General features: G+C 57.1%; 18 protein-coding genes and 2 pseudogenes. 13 read left to right on the top strand and 7 right to left on the bottom strand.

Going from position 1 to position 15902, the window contains the following annotated elements; translation table 11 throughout:
- The first annotated feature begins 132 nt into the window (after positions 1-132).
- Genes AC07W5_RS28905 through yacG form a run of 4 tightly spaced genes read left to right on the top strand, consistent with a single transcriptional unit; the run spans position 133 to position 3045 of the window.
- Positions 133-1350: a type II secretion system F family protein gene (locus tag AC07W5_RS28905; RefSeq protein ID WP_495024821.1), complete on the top strand. Its 1218-nt coding sequence runs from the start codon at positions 133-135 to the stop codon at positions 1348-1350.
- A 2-nt stretch (positions 1351-1352) separates the two neighbouring features.
- A complete protein-coding gene (locus AC07W5_RS28900; protein WP_495024820.1) occupies positions 1353-2225 on the top strand; it encodes a prepilin peptidase in 873 nt (290 codons plus the stop codon).
- Positions 2222-2845 carry a dephospho-CoA kinase gene (gene coaE, locus AC07W5_RS28895; RefSeq protein WP_494995656.1) on the top strand — a complete coding sequence of 208 codons (624 nt, stop codon included), beginning with the start codon at positions 2222-2224 and terminating at the stop codon, positions 2843-2845. The genes AC07W5_RS28900 and coaE overlap by 4 nt, the downstream gene beginning before the upstream one ends.
- A complete protein-coding gene (yacG, locus tag AC07W5_RS28890) occupies positions 2842-3045 on the top strand; it encodes a DNA gyrase inhibitor YacG (protein ID WP_494995655.1) in 204 nt (67 codons plus the stop codon). The genes coaE and yacG overlap by 4 nt, the downstream gene beginning before the upstream one ends.
- 8 nt (positions 3046-3053) lie before the next feature.
- Here the strand turns inward: yacG and AC07W5_RS28885 are convergent, their stop codons facing one another.
- Positions 3054-3269 (bottom strand): hypothetical protein, encoded by a 216-nt coding sequence (locus tag AC07W5_RS28885; RefSeq protein ID WP_494995654.1) that lies wholly within the window; start codon positions 3267-3269, stop codon positions 3054-3056.
- Between the two features lie 72 nt (positions 3270-3341).
- Positions 3342-4031, bottom strand: coding sequence for an energy-coupling factor ABC transporter permease (locus AC07W5_RS28880; protein ID WP_495024819.1), 690 nt, complete (start codon positions 4029-4031; stop codon positions 3342-3344).
- A gap of 357 nt (positions 4032-4388) precedes the next feature.
- Here AC07W5_RS28880 and AC07W5_RS28875 point away from each other — a divergent pair, with 357 nt between their 5' ends.
- Entirely contained in the window at positions 4389-4592 is a 204-nt protein-coding gene (locus AC07W5_RS28875; RefSeq protein WP_494995652.1) for a co-regulatory protein PtrA N-terminal domain-containing protein, read from the top strand.
- Between the two features lie 241 nt (positions 4593-4833).
- Here the strand turns inward: AC07W5_RS28875 and AC07W5_RS28870 are convergent, their stop codons facing one another.
- Positions 4834-6042, bottom strand: coding sequence for an MFS transporter (locus AC07W5_RS28870; RefSeq protein ID WP_495024818.1), 1209 nt, complete (start codon positions 6040-6042; stop codon positions 4834-4836).
- A 259-nt stretch (positions 6043-6301) separates the two neighbouring features.
- Here AC07W5_RS28870 and AC07W5_RS28865 point away from each other — a divergent pair, with 259 nt between their 5' ends.
- Positions 6302-6577 (top strand): metal/formaldehyde-sensitive transcriptional repressor, encoded by a 276-nt coding sequence (locus AC07W5_RS28865; protein WP_494995650.1) that lies wholly within the window; start codon positions 6302-6304, stop codon positions 6575-6577.
- Between the two features lie 11 nt (positions 6578-6588).
- Complete coding sequence (dmeF, locus tag AC07W5_RS28860; RefSeq protein WP_495024817.1) at positions 6589-7509, top strand: CDF family Co(II)/Ni(II) efflux transporter DmeF; 921 nt, start codon at positions 6589-6591, stop codon at positions 7507-7509.
- Positions 7510-7563: 54 nt separating this feature from the next.
- Here dmeF and AC07W5_RS28855 read toward each other — a convergent pair whose 3' ends face one another.
- Positions 7564-8271 (bottom strand): response regulator transcription factor, encoded by a 708-nt coding sequence (locus tag AC07W5_RS28855; protein WP_494995648.1) that lies wholly within the window; start codon positions 8269-8271, stop codon positions 7564-7566.
- 148 nt (positions 8272-8419) lie between these two features.
- Between AC07W5_RS28855 and AC07W5_RS28850 the strand changes: the two genes are divergently transcribed.
- On the top strand, positions 8420-9112 hold the full coding sequence (locus AC07W5_RS28850; RefSeq protein ID WP_494995693.1) for a response regulator transcription factor: 693 nt from the start codon (positions 8420-8422) through the stop codon (positions 9110-9112).
- Entirely contained in the window at positions 9090-10457 is a 1368-nt protein-coding gene (locus tag AC07W5_RS28845; protein ID WP_494995647.1) for a sensor histidine kinase, read from the top strand. Before AC07W5_RS28850 ends, AC07W5_RS28845 begins: the two co-directional genes overlap by 23 nt.
- Before the next feature lie 184 nt (positions 10458-10641).
- Here AC07W5_RS28845 and AC07W5_RS28840 read toward each other — a convergent pair whose 3' ends face one another.
- On the bottom strand, positions 10642-11322 hold the full coding sequence (locus AC07W5_RS28840; RefSeq protein WP_494995646.1) for a class I SAM-dependent methyltransferase: 681 nt from the start codon (positions 11320-11322) through the stop codon (positions 10642-10644).
- Between the two features lie 228 nt (positions 11323-11550).
- Here AC07W5_RS28840 and AC07W5_RS28835 point away from each other — a divergent pair, with 228 nt between their 5' ends.
- The 4 genes and pseudogenes from AC07W5_RS28835 to AC07W5_RS28820 all read left to right on the top strand — a co-directional run bounded on the left by AC07W5_RS28835 (position 11551) and on the right by AC07W5_RS28820 (position 13919).
- Positions 11551-12177: a DUF1780 domain-containing protein gene (locus tag AC07W5_RS28835; RefSeq protein ID WP_494995645.1), complete on the top strand. Its 627-nt coding sequence runs from the start codon at positions 11551-11553 to the stop codon at positions 12175-12177.
- Positions 12178-12197: 20 nt separating this feature from the next.
- A pseudogene (locus AC07W5_RS28830) lies at positions 12198-12320 on the top strand (MOSC domain-containing protein); the annotation flags it as partial.
- A 66-nt stretch (positions 12321-12386) separates the two neighbouring features.
- The gene (locus tag AC07W5_RS28825; RefSeq protein ID WP_494995644.1) at positions 12387-12560 is read left to right on the top strand and encodes a DUF3094 family protein; all 174 of its coding nucleotides are present in this window, start codon (positions 12387-12389) and stop codon (positions 12558-12560) included.
- Positions 12561-12620: 60 nt separating this feature from the next.
- The gene (locus AC07W5_RS28820; RefSeq protein WP_494995643.1) at positions 12621-13919 is read left to right on the top strand and encodes an NAD(P)/FAD-dependent oxidoreductase; all 1299 of its coding nucleotides are present in this window, start codon (positions 12621-12623) and stop codon (positions 13917-13919) included.
- Between the two features lie 120 nt (positions 13920-14039).
- Here AC07W5_RS28820 and AC07W5_RS28815 read toward each other — a convergent pair whose 3' ends face one another.
- Together AC07W5_RS28815 and AC07W5_RS28810 are read right to left on the bottom strand one after the other, a co-directional pair.
- Complete coding sequence (locus AC07W5_RS28815; protein WP_495024827.1) at positions 14040-14903, bottom strand: methyl-accepting chemotaxis protein; 864 nt, start codon at positions 14901-14903, stop codon at positions 14040-14042.
- Positions 14895-15665 (bottom strand): annotated as a pseudogene (locus tag AC07W5_RS28810) (MCP four helix bundle domain-containing protein); the annotation flags it as partial. The gene AC07W5_RS28815 and the pseudogene AC07W5_RS28810, both read right to left, overlap by 9 nt.
- Positions 15666-15902: the final 237 nt, after the last annotated feature.

Here is a 15902-nt window from a genome sequence, read left to right as displayed (position 1 = left end):
TTTTGTCACTCGCCTGCCGCTGGCTTGCTGATCTGACCGACTACGCTATAAATCAAATCCATCGACTTGCGGGTCAACACCCTGCCAACACGGTGGGGCGAGCCGGGATCGATAAAGTGGTGAGACTGAACGATGGCAGTCAAAGCAGTAAAAGTCAGTGTTTACGCGTGGGAAGGTACCGATAGAAAAGGCACCAAAATGACCGGCGAACTGAGCGGCCATAATCCGCTGCTGATCAAGGCGCAGTTACGCAAGCAAGGCATTAGCCCGGGCAAAGTACGAAAAAAAAACGGCTCGATCTTTAACGCCGGCAAACGCATCAAACCCGTGGATATCGCTCTGTTCACCCGTCAGATGGCGACCATGATGAAAGCCGGAGTACCGTTGCTGCAGTCCTTCGACATCATCGGTGAAGGTTTCGATAACCCCAACATGCGCAAATTGGTGAGCGAGGTGAAACAGGAAGTCGCGGCCGGCAACAGTTTTGCCGCAGCGCTGCGCAAAAAACCGCGGTATTTCGATGACCTGTACTGCAACCTGGTGGACGCCGGTGAGCAGGCCGGAGCTCTGGAAACCTTGTTGGAGCGGGTGGCAACCTACAAGGAAAAGAGTGAAACCCTCAAAGCCAGGATCAAGAAAGCCATGACCTACCCCTTGGCCGTGATCTTCGTCGCGAGCATTGTGACTGGCATTCTGCTGGTCAAGGTGGTCCCGCAATTCCAGACGGTATTTTCAGGTTTAGGTGCGCAACTCCCGGCCTTCACCCTGATGGTCATCGCCCTCTCGGAGTTCATGCAGCAGTGGTGGCTACTGGTGCTGGTCGGGATTGTCGCTGTGGTATTTGGTTTCCGGCATACGCGCAAACGTTCACAACGCTTGCGTGACTGGCTGGACGTCAGCCTGCTGAAACTGCCGCTGGTGGGCACGCTGATGTACAAATCAGCCGTGGCTCGTTATGCCCGCACACTCTCCACCACCTTTGCTGCCGGCGTACCACTGGTGCAAGCTCTGGATTCGGTGGCTGGCGTCACAGGCAATATCGTGTTCACGAATGCGGTCAATCGCATCAGGCAGGATGTCTCGAACGGCATACAGCTGAATTTCTCCATGCGCACTTGCGGCGTCTTCCCGAACATGGCGATCCAGATGACCGCCATTGGCGAAGAATCGGGTGCACTGGACGACATGCTGGAAAAGGTCGCAACTTACTATGAGGGTGAAGTCGACAATATGGTCGATAACCTGACCAGTCTGATGGAGCCGTTCATCATGGTGACTCTTGGCGTTATCGTCGGCGGTCTGGTGGTAGCCATGTACCTGCCCATCTTCCAACTCGGCTCAGCGATCTGAATATGCCCTTGAACGATTTTTTGGCCAAACATCCGCTGGCCTTTGTTGTATCAGTGCTGGTCCTGGGACTGATTATCGGCAGCTTCCTCAACGTGCTGGTCTGGCGCCTGCCAAAAATGCTCGAACGCGAATGGAGGGAGCAAGCCCATGATGTGTTGGGCTTACCGCCAGAGGTGCCAGGCCCGACCTACAACCTGCTGCTGCCCCACTCTCAATGCCCGCACTGCGCTCAGCCGATTCGGGTCTGGGAAAACATCCCCGTCCTCAGCTATCTGCTATTGAGAGGCCGCTGTGCGAAGTGCAAAGCCCCTATCAGCAAACGCTACCCGGTCACCGAACTGGCCTGCGGACTGCTTTCTGCCTTCGTCGCCTGGCATTTCGGTTTTGGCTGGCAGGCGGGGCTGGTATTGATCTTGAGCTGGGGCTTGCTGGCGATGAGCTTGATCGATGCCGACCATCAACTGCTGCCAGATGCCTTGGTTCTACCGATACTTTGGCTGGGCTTGATCGTCAACAGCTTCGGCCTGTTCGTGTCCTTGCACGACGCTTTGTGGGGCGCGGTGGCCGGCTACATGAGCCTGTGGTCGGTGTATTGGCTGTTCAAGCTGCTCACTGGCAAGGACGGTATGGGTTTTGGTGACTTCAAGCTCCTGGCGATGCTCGGTGCCTGGGGCGGCTGGCAAATTCTGCCGCTGACGATTCTGCTGTCATCCTTGGTCGGCGCCGTTCTGGGCCTGATTTTGCTGCGCGTGCGTAACGCGCAAACTTCGACGCCAATTCCTTTCGGCCCTTATCTGGCAATTGCCGGCTGGATTGCGTTGCTCTGGGGTGGTCAAATAACCGACTCCTACTTGCAGTCTGTCGGTTTCAAATGACTACCTCTGTTATCAAACCCTGGATTCTTGGCCTGACCGGCGGGATCGGCAGCGGCAAAAGTGCCGCGGCTCAGCACTTCATTGACCTCGGTGTGCATCTGGTCGATGCCGATCATGCCGCTCGTTGGGTTGTCGAGCCGGGGCGTCCGGCACTGGCGAAAATCGCCGAGCACTTCGGTGCGGGCGTGCTGCAAGCGGATGGTCAACTGGATCGTGCGGCGTTGCGCAGGCTGATTTTCGAAGTTCCTGAAGAGCGGCGCTGGCTCGAATCCCTGTTGCACCCACTGATCGGTCAGGAAATCGCCAGTCATTTGGCCAAGGCCCAGTCGCCTTACGCGATTCTGGTGTCGCCGCTATTGGTCGAATCCGGACAGTACGCGCTGGCTCAACGTGTCCTGGTGATCGATGCGCCAGAGCAACTGCAAATCGAGCGAACCCTGCTGCGCGACCAGACCAGCGAGCAACAGGTCCAGGCGATTCTCAAAGTCCAGGCCAGCCGTGAAGAACGCTTGCGCCATGCCGACGATGTACTGGTCAATGACCGCGATCTAAACTGGCTGCACAGCGAGGTCGAACGCCTGCATCACTTTTATCTTACTTTGCGTGGAGGCCAGTCATGAGCCAAACCCTGACCGTCGAATGCCCAACCTGCGGTGCCCCTGTGGAATGGAGCGCAACCAATCTCAACCGGCCGTTCTGCTCGGACCGCTGCAAACTGATCGACCTGGGTGCCTGGGCCGCCGAAGAACACAAGATCCCGGTCAGCCCGGATGCCGAAGACGAGATGTTCTCCGAGGACTTCGATCCTCGTACGCACTAATTAGAAAATCACGGCCGCATAAAACCATAATCCTGCCCCTCGTCGAGGTTCTCGGCCAGAAACTGCAACTCATCCGCCAGATCCTCGACGCTGCGTATGCCCTTGCTCTGCTGCACCACAGCACTGAGCAAGGCGCGCAGACTCAACCCCGGATCAAAACCCACTTCTTGCGCCGTATCCAGACTCCTGCGCAGTTCCTGCCTTGCCCATTCGTAGACACTCATGACCGTGCTCCTGAAGATTTTCCAGAGCATGCCGGGCGCCATGATTTGAGTCCTTGATCCGGATCAAGGTTCTTACTCCCGTGGCCCGTCGTCTTTCCACGGTGCCGACAGGTAGCGCGTGCGATTGAAAGTCTCCAGCCACTCAGGGCAGAACACCACCAGGGCACTCACCACCATGCCGTTGATAAAGGCCTCGGGGAAAATGATCAGCCACAGATAGCCGACAAAATCCTCCAGCCATTCGGGCATGGCGAAGCGCTCGTCGAACCACAGCAAGCCGAGCGCCAGCAACAGACACAACAACGCCGAGAGTGCCGCCGCAAAAAAGCCGGAGCAAAAGATATACACAAAGGGACTACGCGGCTGCGCTCGCTCCACCAGGATCGCACAGCATTCGGTGACCAGCACCGGCAGCAGGATCAACAAAGTGCCGTTGACCCCAACCGCCGCCAGATCCTGACGGCCCAACGCGACCAGCCCGAGTTGCGCGATCAAGCCACCGACGATTGCCAATGGCCAGTCCAGCAACAAGGTCACCGCGGTCATGCCGATAAAGTGGTAAGACACGCCAGTATCGAAGTCCCGTCGCACCAGCCACAAAATGAACAGCGCGAACACCGTACCAAACAGCAAATGCTGACGGCGGCTATCAGTGAACAGCTCGACCCACGGCGAGCGCAGAATCGCCCAGACCAGCATCGGCACGTACAACAACCAGCCGACAGTAAGGGTTTGCGGCGAAAGTAGCCCGGCGCTGATCATGGCCGGGCTCGCGGCAAAGCATCACGCAATAGCGCGGCGCCGGCGTAGCTGCCCTGCTGAACTGACAAAAACTGCACCCGATACTCCTTGATGAAAGATGAGGACCTGACAGACACCCCACTTTACGATCTCTCCATACTTGAGTGCACCTATACGTACAACGCGGCCTGCGGCTTTAACCGCCGTTTGCTCTTTGACCTGGGGGAACAGCCGCAAAAGTCAGGCTTGGCGAACCTGTCAAAAAATTCATGTGGCGGGGAACGGGCTGAAATACGGGCGCCACTAGGATGAGCTCAAGCCTAAAGCTTAAGCCAACAAACATTCTTGCTGGCAGAACCCGAGTATTGGAGATCCCCCATGAAAACCCTTAAAGCGTTGTTGATCGTTACCCTGATGGGCGCGTCTGTGGCTGCGATGGCCGCAGGTGGCAGCGACCGGGTAATGGCCCGGATGGATGCTGCGCGAGATGCCTCGATGGCGCACTACCAGACGTCTGAACATGCCAAGGCTGTAGCGAGCACTCAGAAAGCCGCCTCCAGCGATGTCGAACGCTCAAACTGACAGTGCTTTACCGGTCAAGTCGACTGGGCAGCCGCGTTAATCGCCATGCGCTTGGGGTGTCATGGGATACAGACGGGCAACTGCGCAAACGATGCTTTAACCGAATCGCTGACTCGCCTTGTGGCAGTGGGATTCGGCGAGGAAGAGGCGGTGAAATATCGCCTCAGGCCGGGACTGCGGGGTACTCCGAGAGTCCTGGCGATTACCGCAAACACCAGCTAGCCACCGAAAACCAGGCTGGCTATCTTTGACTCCTGGCCCCGTCACTGCGTTGTTGGATAAGCAGTAGAATCAGCGCTGCTGCTGAAAATGCCGCCGCCGCGTAGAAAGCTACCGCGGCGCCGTATACCTGCCAGAGTCCGCCGGCGATGACGCTGGCCAACAGCAAAGCAATCCCGCTGACCAGATTGAACAGTCCAAAGGCTGTGCCTTTAAGATTGGGAGGTGTCGTGTCCGCTACCAGCGTCGCCAGAATGCCTTGACTGAAGCCCATGTGCAGCCCCCATAAGGCGACACCGAGTAGAACCATGCTGACGGACCCGGCATAAGCCAACACCACATCTGCAAGAATCAGCAGCACCAGACCGACGCTGAGTAACGCCGTGCGGCTGATACTGTCTGACCATTTTCCAACCGGATAGGCCGACAGCATATAAAACCCCGCCATCACCACCATGACCAGAGGAACCCAGGTAGCAGAGAACCCTAATTGCTGGGCACGCAAGATCAGGAAAGCTTCACTGAAACGCGCAAGGGTGAATGCCGCACCTATGCCCACAACCCACCAATAGTTTTTTGGGAACTGCCTCAATGACCTCATTTGTATGGGCGAGCGGAAATGCCGCGGTACGGCTTCATGCTCCGGCTCATCAATCCCGAAAAAAAGCAGCATGACTGCCAGTACTGCGGGAATCACTGCAAACCACAACACCAGGGAAATATCGTCGGCAAACCAGGCCATCAGAAAAATGGCCAGAATGGGGCCTAAAAAAGCGCCCACGGTATCCATCGACTGACGTAACCCAAAGCACGCACCTCGAATGGCAGGTGGGGCCACATCTGCGACTAACGCATCACGCGGCGCACCGCGGATGCCTTTACCAATCCGGTCGAGGATTCGGGCGGTGAAGACCAGTTCCGCAGAGGCGGCCAGCGGAAATAGCGGTTTTGTAAGCGCCGCAAGACCGTAACCCAAGAGCAACAATTCTTTCCTGCGGCCGATGAAGTCGCTGATTGCTCCAGAAAAGACTTTAACGACCAGTGCTGTAGCCTCCGCCACCCCTTCGATGAGTCCAATAGTCATCACACTGATGCCCAGCGTACCCACCAAAAATACGGGTAAGAGGCTATGCACCAACTCCGACGACAGATCCATGAACAGGCTGACGAATCCCAACGCCCAGATCGTGCGCGGAATGGCTCGGGTCGAGCTACTTGCAAGTTCGCCCATCTCTTTTCCCCCAGGTGATTAGCCTGATTCCTTTCACTATCACTTGAAACCCTGCACGACATTTACCCATACCACAGCTTAAACGTTTCGACGTGGCTCAATGTCGGCGGCAAGACGATCCGTTGAACACTGACTAACAGTAGGCCTGCTCCCCAGCTATCGCGCCACTACCGCAACGTTTTTGAGAGGACGAAAGGAGTTGTGCTGCCCCCGCCTTTCTGTGACCATCGCCGCCATATATAGGTAGGGGGGGTATGGTATGTCTCATGTAATGGCCGGCAAAGACGAGCTTCTCAAGCGCGTCAAGCGAATCGCCGGGCAGATCCAGGCAGTCGAACGCGCACTGGACTCTGACGATGACTGCGCGAAAACCCTGCATCTGGTGGCTGCAACACGGGGTGCCATCAATGGGCTGATGGACGAAATCATTGAGGCTCATGCCCATGAGCACGTTGCAAACCCGCAGTTAAGCGATGAAGAAAGGGCAAAAGGCGTCGAGGAATTACTTGAAGCCATACGCCGGTATTCAAAATAGGGGGTGTTGAGATGGTTGATCCACAGACGAGTTACACCCATGACCATGTATTTCTCGGTGCGTCACATGATGAGAACGCCAAGCGCACCCTCTGGGTCGTCGCGCTGACGGTCGTCATGATGATTGGGGAAATTACCGCGGGCTATCTGACCGGGTCGATGGCGTTGCTTGCGGACGGCTTTCATATGGCCACGCATGCCGGTGCTCTGGGTATTGCAGCGGCGGCTTATGGTTATGCCAAGCGGCATGCTTCAAGTTCTACCTATAGCTTCGGTACGGGAAAAGTAGGTGACTTGGGGGGATTTGCCTCAGCGCTTGTACTAGGCCTGGTATCCGTCGGGATTGGTGTCGAATCAGTGCTGCGTTTATTCGAACCTGCCAACGTCCAATTCGGTACGGCGACGCTTATTGCCATTGTCGGGCTCATCGTCAATATCGTCAGCGCTCTTCTCCTGTCCGGTAGCCATGACCACCACCATGATCATGCACACGACCATAGCCACGGCACCCATGGCCAGGACAACAACCTGCGGTCTGCCTACGTCCATGTTCTTGCTGATGCGCTGACGTCTATCCTTGCCATAGCGGCCTTGTTGGCCGGTCGATACCTGGGCTGGGTCTGGCTTGATCCAGCAATGGGCATTGTCGGTGCGCTGGTGATTGCGCGTTGGGCCTGGACGCTGATGCGCGATACCGCAGGGGTCCTGCTCGATAAAACAGATGATCACGTCGCTCAGGAAATTCGCGACATCCTTGATGGCTCTGATGATGCCAAAATTACCGATCTGCATGTATGGCGTGTGGGCCCGCAGGCTCGGGCCGCGATTGTAAGCGTCCTGGCAAGCCCGGCTATCAACGCAGACATTATTCGAGAGCGACTGGCAGCGGTTCATGAGGTGACTCACCTGACCGTGGAATACCGTAGCTTCTAGAGCATCATGCCACTGGGCTACCCAGTGGCATTCCAATCCTGAATAACCCGCGTGTTAATCAACCGCTTCGTTGCCGGATGCATCGTCACCTGCGTCGAGCCGGTAACCCACGCCTGCAATTGTAATGATCAGAGAGTGATCAAACCCTTCGTCCAGCTTGCGACGCAAGCGATAGATATGTTTATCGATGACGTTGTCATTGGGATCAAACTCATAGTCCCAGGCGCTCTCAAGCAACATCATGCGGGACACGACTTCACCGCTGTGACGCATGAGTTTTTCCAGGATCAAGGTTTCACGATAGGCTAGAGCAATGGTTCGTCCCTGACGCGTTGCCTGGCGCACAGCACAGTCGAGGTACAGGTCACCGACCCTCAGACTGCGCGCAGGCCCTGGTTGCTGATCGCGAGTACGCAGCAAGGCATCCAGCCGAGCCAGGACTTCGACAAAAGCATAAGGTTTAGCCAGATAATCGTCGCAGCCAGCCTGCAAGCCTTCGACTCGCTGTTGAGTCGAGGCCAGCGCACTGAGCATCAGCACCGGCATGGCAATGTGTTGGCGGCGCAACTCCCGGACCACCGCCAAGCCGTCCATACCCGGCAGACGTCTATCGATAATCAACGCATCGTAGATACCTTCCAGCGCCAAGGCCAAACCGGTTGGGCCATCTTCGGCCGCATCAACGATATGCCCGCTCTCACTCAATCCGCGTACCAGATAGCTTGCCGCACGAGCATCGTCTTCAATCACCAGGATGCGCATGCAGACCTCCGCGCCTGCGCAGCTAAACTTTCTTTCATGTTGCCGCGACCTTTGCGTCTATGTCGATTTGGCACACTATGCCATCAACCCGGTCAAGAGCCAGTGCCACGACCTGCAAACATCAACTACAGAGTTGCGCTTAACGCTTATGACCCATGTATTGGTTGTTGAGGATGACCCCGTCACCTCTCGCGAGATAGAAGCAGCCCTCCAGGATCACGGCTTCGACGTGACACTGGTCGACAATGGCCGAGACGGTTTGCTGCAAGCAATCAGCGATACATTCGACATTATCATCCTGGACCGCATGCTACCTGGCGCTCTGGATGGCTTGGGCATGCTCACCGCTTTACGCGCCTCGGGCATTTCCACGCCAGTACTGATTCTGAGCGCCTTAAGCGCACTGGATGATCGGGTCAAAGGCCTTCGCGCAGGGGGTGACGACTATCTGACCAAACCCTTCGAGTTCATCGAGTTGACCGCCCGTCTGGATGCACTGAGCCGACGACGCGTCCTGCAACCGGGTCAGGACCGCGAGAACCGTCTGCGCGTTGGCAATCTTGACCTTGACCTGCTGCGCCGCTCAGTACGGCGTGGGGAACGGCAAATTGATTTGCTGCCCCGTGAATACGCCTTGCTTGAATACCTGGCGCAGCACGCAGGACAAGTTGTGACCCGCACTATGTTGTTCGAGGCGGTGTGGAACTACAGCTACGACGAACGTACCAACGTCATCGAAGTCCATATTGGTCGCCTGCGCCGCAAGATTGATAGCGATGGCGAAGCACCCATGCTCCAAACCATTCGCGGGGCCGGCTATGTTCTCCGTTCACCTGAGTGAAATTCCACGCACCATCAGCTTCCGCACCGCACTGATGTTTCTGGCGCTGTTCGGGTTCTCGTTTTTGGCCTTGTTTGGTTATATTTACTGGCAAACCACTGGGTATCTCATATCCGAAGTGGACACCGCCCTGTATCACGAGATGGATAACCGCAGCCAACAGACGCCCGTCTTGCGCCAGCAGGAAATCCTCAAACATACCGAGCAGGATCCGGACGGGCGACTCCCCTACACATTGTTCAATACCCAAGGCAAGCCCATCGCTGGAGCGTTACAGTCCTTACCTCGATTGCGCGACTATGACAAACCCACTGAATTTGTCTGGGATAAAGTCAAAGGCCACGACCGGCCTGTGCGCTTTATTGCTCATCACCTGGAAGATGGCACAACCTTGCTGATAGGCCAGGACATCCACGACATCCGTGAGTTCGACGAACTATTGATCAAGGCCCTGATCTCCGGGGGAGCACTGTTATTGGTAGTAGGCCTGCTCGGTGCCATTGCGCTGGGTTATTCCGCCCGGCGACGCCTGGATGCGCTCAGTCGGTCCATAAAGAAAATTGTCGAAGGCGATCTAAGCCGACGTCTTCCCACGCGTGGCAACCGCGACGACATCGATCGTATCGCCAGTGTGGTGAACGGCATGCTTGATGCGCTTGAACGATTGATGAGTGAAGTAAAAGGTGTCTGCGATGATATAGCCCATGATTTACGCACACCGCTTACCCGCCTGATCGCTGGACTGGAGCGTGCACAACGACGCAACCTGAGCCAAGAGGAATATGCCAGCGCCATCGATTCCGCCATTGAGGAAGCGAAGGGCTTGATGCAAACCTTCCGCGCCCTGCTGCGTATATCGGAAATCGAAGGCAGTGCCCGTCGTAGCAACTTTACCCAGGTCGATCTCAACAGGATTGGCGCCGATGCCACAGAGCTTTTCGAGCCTCTGGCTGAAGAGCGTGGCATGACCCTGGAATTCATTCCCAGCTCAGTGCCCGCCAACCTGTCGGGTGACCCTCAGCTATTATTCGATGCGGCCTGCAACTTACTCGATAACGCCATCAAGTTCTCTGCGCCTGACGGTCATGTTCGCGTCAATATTATTGCCGATGAGACCCGTAGCGGGCTAAGCGTTAGCGACAATGGTCCGGGCATACCAGAGGCCGAGCGAGAGGCCGTGTTCCGACGCCTTTATCGCTCAGAGTCCAGCCGCCACACGGTAGGAAATGGACTGGGTTTAAGTATGGTTTCGGCAATTGCGCGATTACATGACATGTCGCTCAAAGTTCATGATGCACAACCGGGTTGCCGGATTGATCTGATAGGAAAAGCACTGTCAGCTTGAGTGATCGACATCGATAGAAACGGCGTTATATGTACTGGCTAAACCATTAGCACGATTAGCCATGCTCATCGTGCGTTATTGGGTATCCGTCCAGATCGCCACCCTACACGGCGCATATGCCTGGCTATGTTCAGTGTCGCCCTGCACTTGACCACCGATCACTTTAACACCCGCTGTAGAAGCCTTAGATCTTGCGCAAGACATAGACTCGCCACATGGAGTACAGCGGGATGAAATCCAGTCGTTCCTGAATTCGAAACCCCGCCTTTATGAACTCAGCCTCCGCTACCGCCTTAGGAATAACGAGTCGGTTCTGATGTTCCAGTCCATCTCCTCTGGCGCGCCGCCGCTGCTCATGGTGCTTGCGCCGCCAGGATTTGAAGTTACCGTCTACCCACAAGGAAATAATTACCGCATCCCGGGTAACTCGATAAAACTCGGTAAGCATGCCCAATCGATGTTGCGGTTCACCGACGTGGTGTAATAAACGCATGCTGAAAATACAATCGACCGAATTGTCGGGCAAATCGATATCAACTGCGGATGCTTGTAACGTCCGCACGCGCTTTGCAATGTGCGCAGGTTGAGAGGCGTAAGCGGCCTGAATCATTTCACCCGAGTTGTCCGCTCCAATGATGATCCTGTTCTGTTTCTGCGCAAGCAATGACCAAAATCTTCCGGTGCCACAAGGAAGATCAAGAACGAGTCCGGGTTCGCCAGCCAGCGCCAATGCCTTGCGAGCCAGTTGTTCATCCCGCCAGTGCGACAACCTGCGAGCAAGCCCGGCCTGATACGCCAACAAGTATTGTTGCGCATGTTCCAGGACGTTTTTTTCAAAAAGCTTAAGCTTGATTGGGCTGCTCATAATGCTTTCCGGCCACTCATGAACCGAAGGCTAAGCATTTAAAAGTCTCCAAGAGGTCCATACATTGTGAAAAACTTGTTCACCCTCTGTTTTCAGGCACCTCCTTCACGACACTGCTCGAGCGGGTCGTGCCTGGTACCCGGCTTTTCAAAAACGCGGCGAAGCCAGGCAGCAAGTGCCCGACAGACTTTATTCCTTCGGACCACATTTGGACGCTAAGCTTGGCATATGGATGACTCAGATTATTTGCGCCTGCTCACCATCGCGGCCGAACAAGCCAACGCGTTTCTGTCCAATGCCCGCAAATGGGAGCGTGAGCGTTGGGTCTGCCAGCGCCTGCTGCAAGGCTTGAATATCCCCTATCGTGCCGACGAATTCGCTCCCGCCGGAGAGCCGCCGGACGTGCTGTTTCGTGACGCCAGTTTCGAGGTTTTCTTCGTGCTCGATGAAGGACGACGACTGAACGACGAATGGCGCGACGAACTGCAACGCCGACGCAGTGCGTTTTCCCTGAGCCAGCTGGTGCGCCGCGAAGCCAAACCCCGGCGCATTCCTGCCAACGAGTTCCTGCTGCGACTGGCGCCGACCCTGCGTAAAAAAGCCCATAACTACAAAGAACGCGGCATGGAGCTGGGCGAGCTGGACATCATCGCCTTCGCCAGCCTCAAACGTGAAGTGCTCGACCTCAACAGCCACTTCCCGCCGCCGACCGAATACCTGCGCCAGGGCTGGCGTTCACTGTCGCTGGTCGGTCCGACCTTTGCCCGCGTGCTGTTTGCCCACCCGGATGCCCCCGACTTCCTGCGCAACAACCTGGGACGCAGCATCGTTTTCGACGTCGGTATCAGCCTGTGAGCCCGCAGCAGGAGCTGATCGCCGAGCGAGGGCATGGCGCAATCACTGCCCGAGTGTTACAAAGCGCAATCATTCGCCTGGACGACAGCGTGCGCGTCGAACCCCTGACTGCGAGCGGCTATGCTCCCTTCAATGCCGGATAGCTTGGCAACATGGCTCCGCGTTGTAGCGTCAACACATTTAGCAACGTCTACCTGACGAGGCCCGATATGACCAGCCGCCTGAAACCCGACGACCAGCAGCACGTCGAAGAGTACCTGCAACTGCCCCAGAACCGAGTCGAGCGCCGGCCATTCCGGCCGTGGATGCTCCTGGTGGTGGTACTGGCAGTGACTATTGGCCTGGGCCTGTTGAGCCGACTTGTGAGTTACCTGACGCTATGAGCTGCCTCGCGCTCGCTCGGGTAACTGCACCGATTTCTTTTAGCCTTGCGAGATATCCCCATGACTCATCGTATTGTCATCGTTGGCGGCGGCGCCGGCGGTCTGGAGTTGGCTACCCGTCTGGGTAAGACTCTGGGCAAGCGTGGTACGGCCAGTGTAATGCTGGTCGACGCGAACCTGACCCACATCTGGAAACCGCTGCTGCATGAAGTGGCCGCCGGCTCCCTGAACTCTTCCGAAGACGAACTCAACTATGTCGCCCAGGCAAAATGGAACCACTTCGAGTTCCAGCTAGGGCGCATGAGCGGGCTCGATCGGGCACAGAAGAAAATCCAGCTGGCCGCTACCTACGACGAAAACGGCCTGGAACTGGTGCCGGCCCGCGAGGTGGGTTACGACTCGCTGGTGATCTCGGTCGGCAGCACCACCAACGATTTCGGTACTCAAGGCGCAGCGCAACACTGCCTGTTCCTGGACACCCGAAAACAGGCCGAACGCTTCCATCAGCAATTGCTCAACCACTACCTGCGCGCCCATGCCGGTCAATCCGATACAGTCCAGCAAATCAGCGTGGCCATCGTCGGTGCCGGTGCTACCGGTGTCGAGCTGGCGGCCGAACTGCACAACGCGGCCCATGAACTGGCGGCCTACGGTCTGGACCGCATTCTTCCGGAAAACATGTACATCACCCTGATCGAAGCCGGCCCTCGAGTACTGCCAGCGCTGCCGGAACGGATTGGCGGCCCGGTGCATAAAACCCTGGAGAAACTCGGCGTCACCGTACTGACCAACGCGGCGGTCAGCGAGGTGACTGCCGATACGCTGATCACCAGCAGTGGCCAGGAGATCAAGGCCAGCCTGAAAGTCTGGGCCGCCGGGATTCGCGCGCCGGGTTTCCTCAAGGATATCGACGGCCTGGAAACCAACCGGATCAACCAGCTGCAAGTACTGCCGACCCTGCAAACCACCCGCGACGAAAACATCTTCGCCTTCGGCGACTGTGCGGCCTGCCCGCAACCGGGCACAGACCGCAACGTTCCGCCACGGGCACAGGCTGCGCACCAGCAAGCGTCGTTGCTGGCCAAGTCGCTGAAGCTGCGGATCGAAGGCAAGCCGCTACCGGAGTACAAGTACACCGACTACGGCTCGCTGATCTCGCTGTCGCGCTTTTCGGCTGTGGGTAACCTGATGGGCAACCTGACCGGCACCGTCATGCTCGAAGGCTGGCTGGCACGGATGTTCTACGTGTCGCTATACCGCATGCACCAGGTGGCGCTGTACGGTCCGTTCCGCACGGCAATGCTGATGCTGGGCAGCAAGATTGGCCGTGGGACTGAACCGCGTCTGAAACTGCACTGATAAAGCCAATAAGGTGGGAGCGAGCTTGCTCGCGATGACGGTAGGTCAGTCAACACTTGTGTTAACTGGCAGTCCGCTATCGCGAGCAAGCTCGCTCCCACATTTTTTTATCGCTCAAATTTACACTTGAAAGCGCCGTACCATGCCCTGCAACGCGTTGGCCAGCTGCGACAGTTCATGGCTGGAAGCGCTGGTCTGATCCGCACCCGCCGCAGAACGCATCGACAAATCACGGATGTTCACCAGATTGCGATCCACTTCCCGCGCCACTTGCGCCTGTTCTTCGGCGGCACTGGCGATCACCAGATTGCGCTCGTGAATTTCATGCACCGACGCTGTGATGGTTTGCAGGGCTTCGCCTGCCCGCTCGGCCAGTACCCGCGTACTGGCGGCACGGGAGGCGCTGGCCTGCATGGACTCGAGTGCCAGGCTCGACCCGTTGCGCATGCCCTGCACCATCTGCTCGATTTCCTGAGTCGATTGCTGTGTGCGATGCGCCAGCGCGCGCACTTCATCGGCCACCACCGCAAAACCTCGCCCGCTCTCCCCCGCACGTGCGGCTTCGATCGCGGCATTTAGCGCCAACAGGTTGGTTTGCTCGGCAATGGCGCGAATCACATCCAGCACCTTGCCGATGTCCTGTGATTGGTTGGCCAGCGACTGCACCAGTTCACCGGTGTGCTGCACATCGCTGGCCAAGGCGCTGATGGCACTGGCGGTTTCGCTGACCCGCTCCTGGCCCAGATGCGCCGACTCACTGGACTGGCGAGTCGCATCGGAAGTCGACACCGCATTGCGCGCGACGTCTTCCACGGCGGTGGTCATTTCGTTGACTGCGGTCGCCGCCTGTTCGATCTCGTTGTTCTGCTGTTGCAGTCCCTGAGTGCTGTCGAGGGTCACCGCGTTCAACTCATCCGCCGCCGTGGTCAATTGCGTGGCCGAACTGCTGATGCCTTGCAGGGTTTCCCGCAGGTTCTGCTGCATGGTCGCCAGCGCCTTGAGCAAACGGCTGACTTCGTCGTTGCCATGGGTTTCGATGGGCCGGGTCAGGTCGCCCCGCGCCACGTTTTCGGCTGCATTCAGGGCTTCGGTCAGAGGGCGCACGATGCTGCGGGTCAGCAACATGGCGAGTCCGACGGTGGCCAGAGCGGCCAGACCGATGAACAAGCTGACAATCAGGCGCGAGGTTTCGTAATGCGCTGCGGAGTTCTGGCTTTCAGTGGCGACCTGTTTGGCGAACAGTTCTGCCAGGTCATTGAGCTGCTTGCCGGAACCGTCGACCACGGTTTTCATGTCGACCAGCAGCAGCTTGATCAGCTCGTCACGCCGACCTTGCTCGGCCAGGACGAAGGACTGGGCGATGCCCGAACGATAGGCCAGGAAGGCTTTTTTGAACTGCTCATACAACCCTTTGCCTTCGGCGGTGGTGACCAGCTTATCGTAGGCGGCGATCTTGTCGCTCAGCTCCTTGTCGCGGGTGTCCATCTGGCTGCGGTACTGCGCAATGTTCTTCAGATCCGGATCCAGGGCCATGCGCAGGGAAATGGTACGGATGCGCAACATGATCTCGCGGATCTCGTCGCCGCCACGAATGCTCGGCAGCCATTGGTTCTCTACCGCGACCTCACTGTCGCGAATACTCGACATCTGTCCCAGTGCAAACACGCCGAGCAAGGCGACCAGCACTGCAATAAGGGCAAATCCCAACGCTGCGCGAGGAGCGATATTCAACTGACGAAGCAACATAACGAGCGCCCTTTTTCTTGTCGTGGCTTGAGTAAAGGGGCGTTACTGCGGCAGTCCCCCGTCAACTCGTTATCGGCAAGTTGTACGATGACTGAAGGCGACGGAGATTTTTCAACAGCCAAAAAAAATCCCCGTATCTTTCGATACGAGGATTTTTAATATGGTCGGGGTAAGGGGATTCGAACTCCTGACATCCTGCTCCCAAAGCAGGCGCGCTACCGGACTGCGCTATACCCC

Source organism: Pseudomonas sp. GW821-FHT01E05, from assembly GCF_059422425.1.
This window is presented reverse-complemented; position numbering and strand designations above follow the sequence as displayed.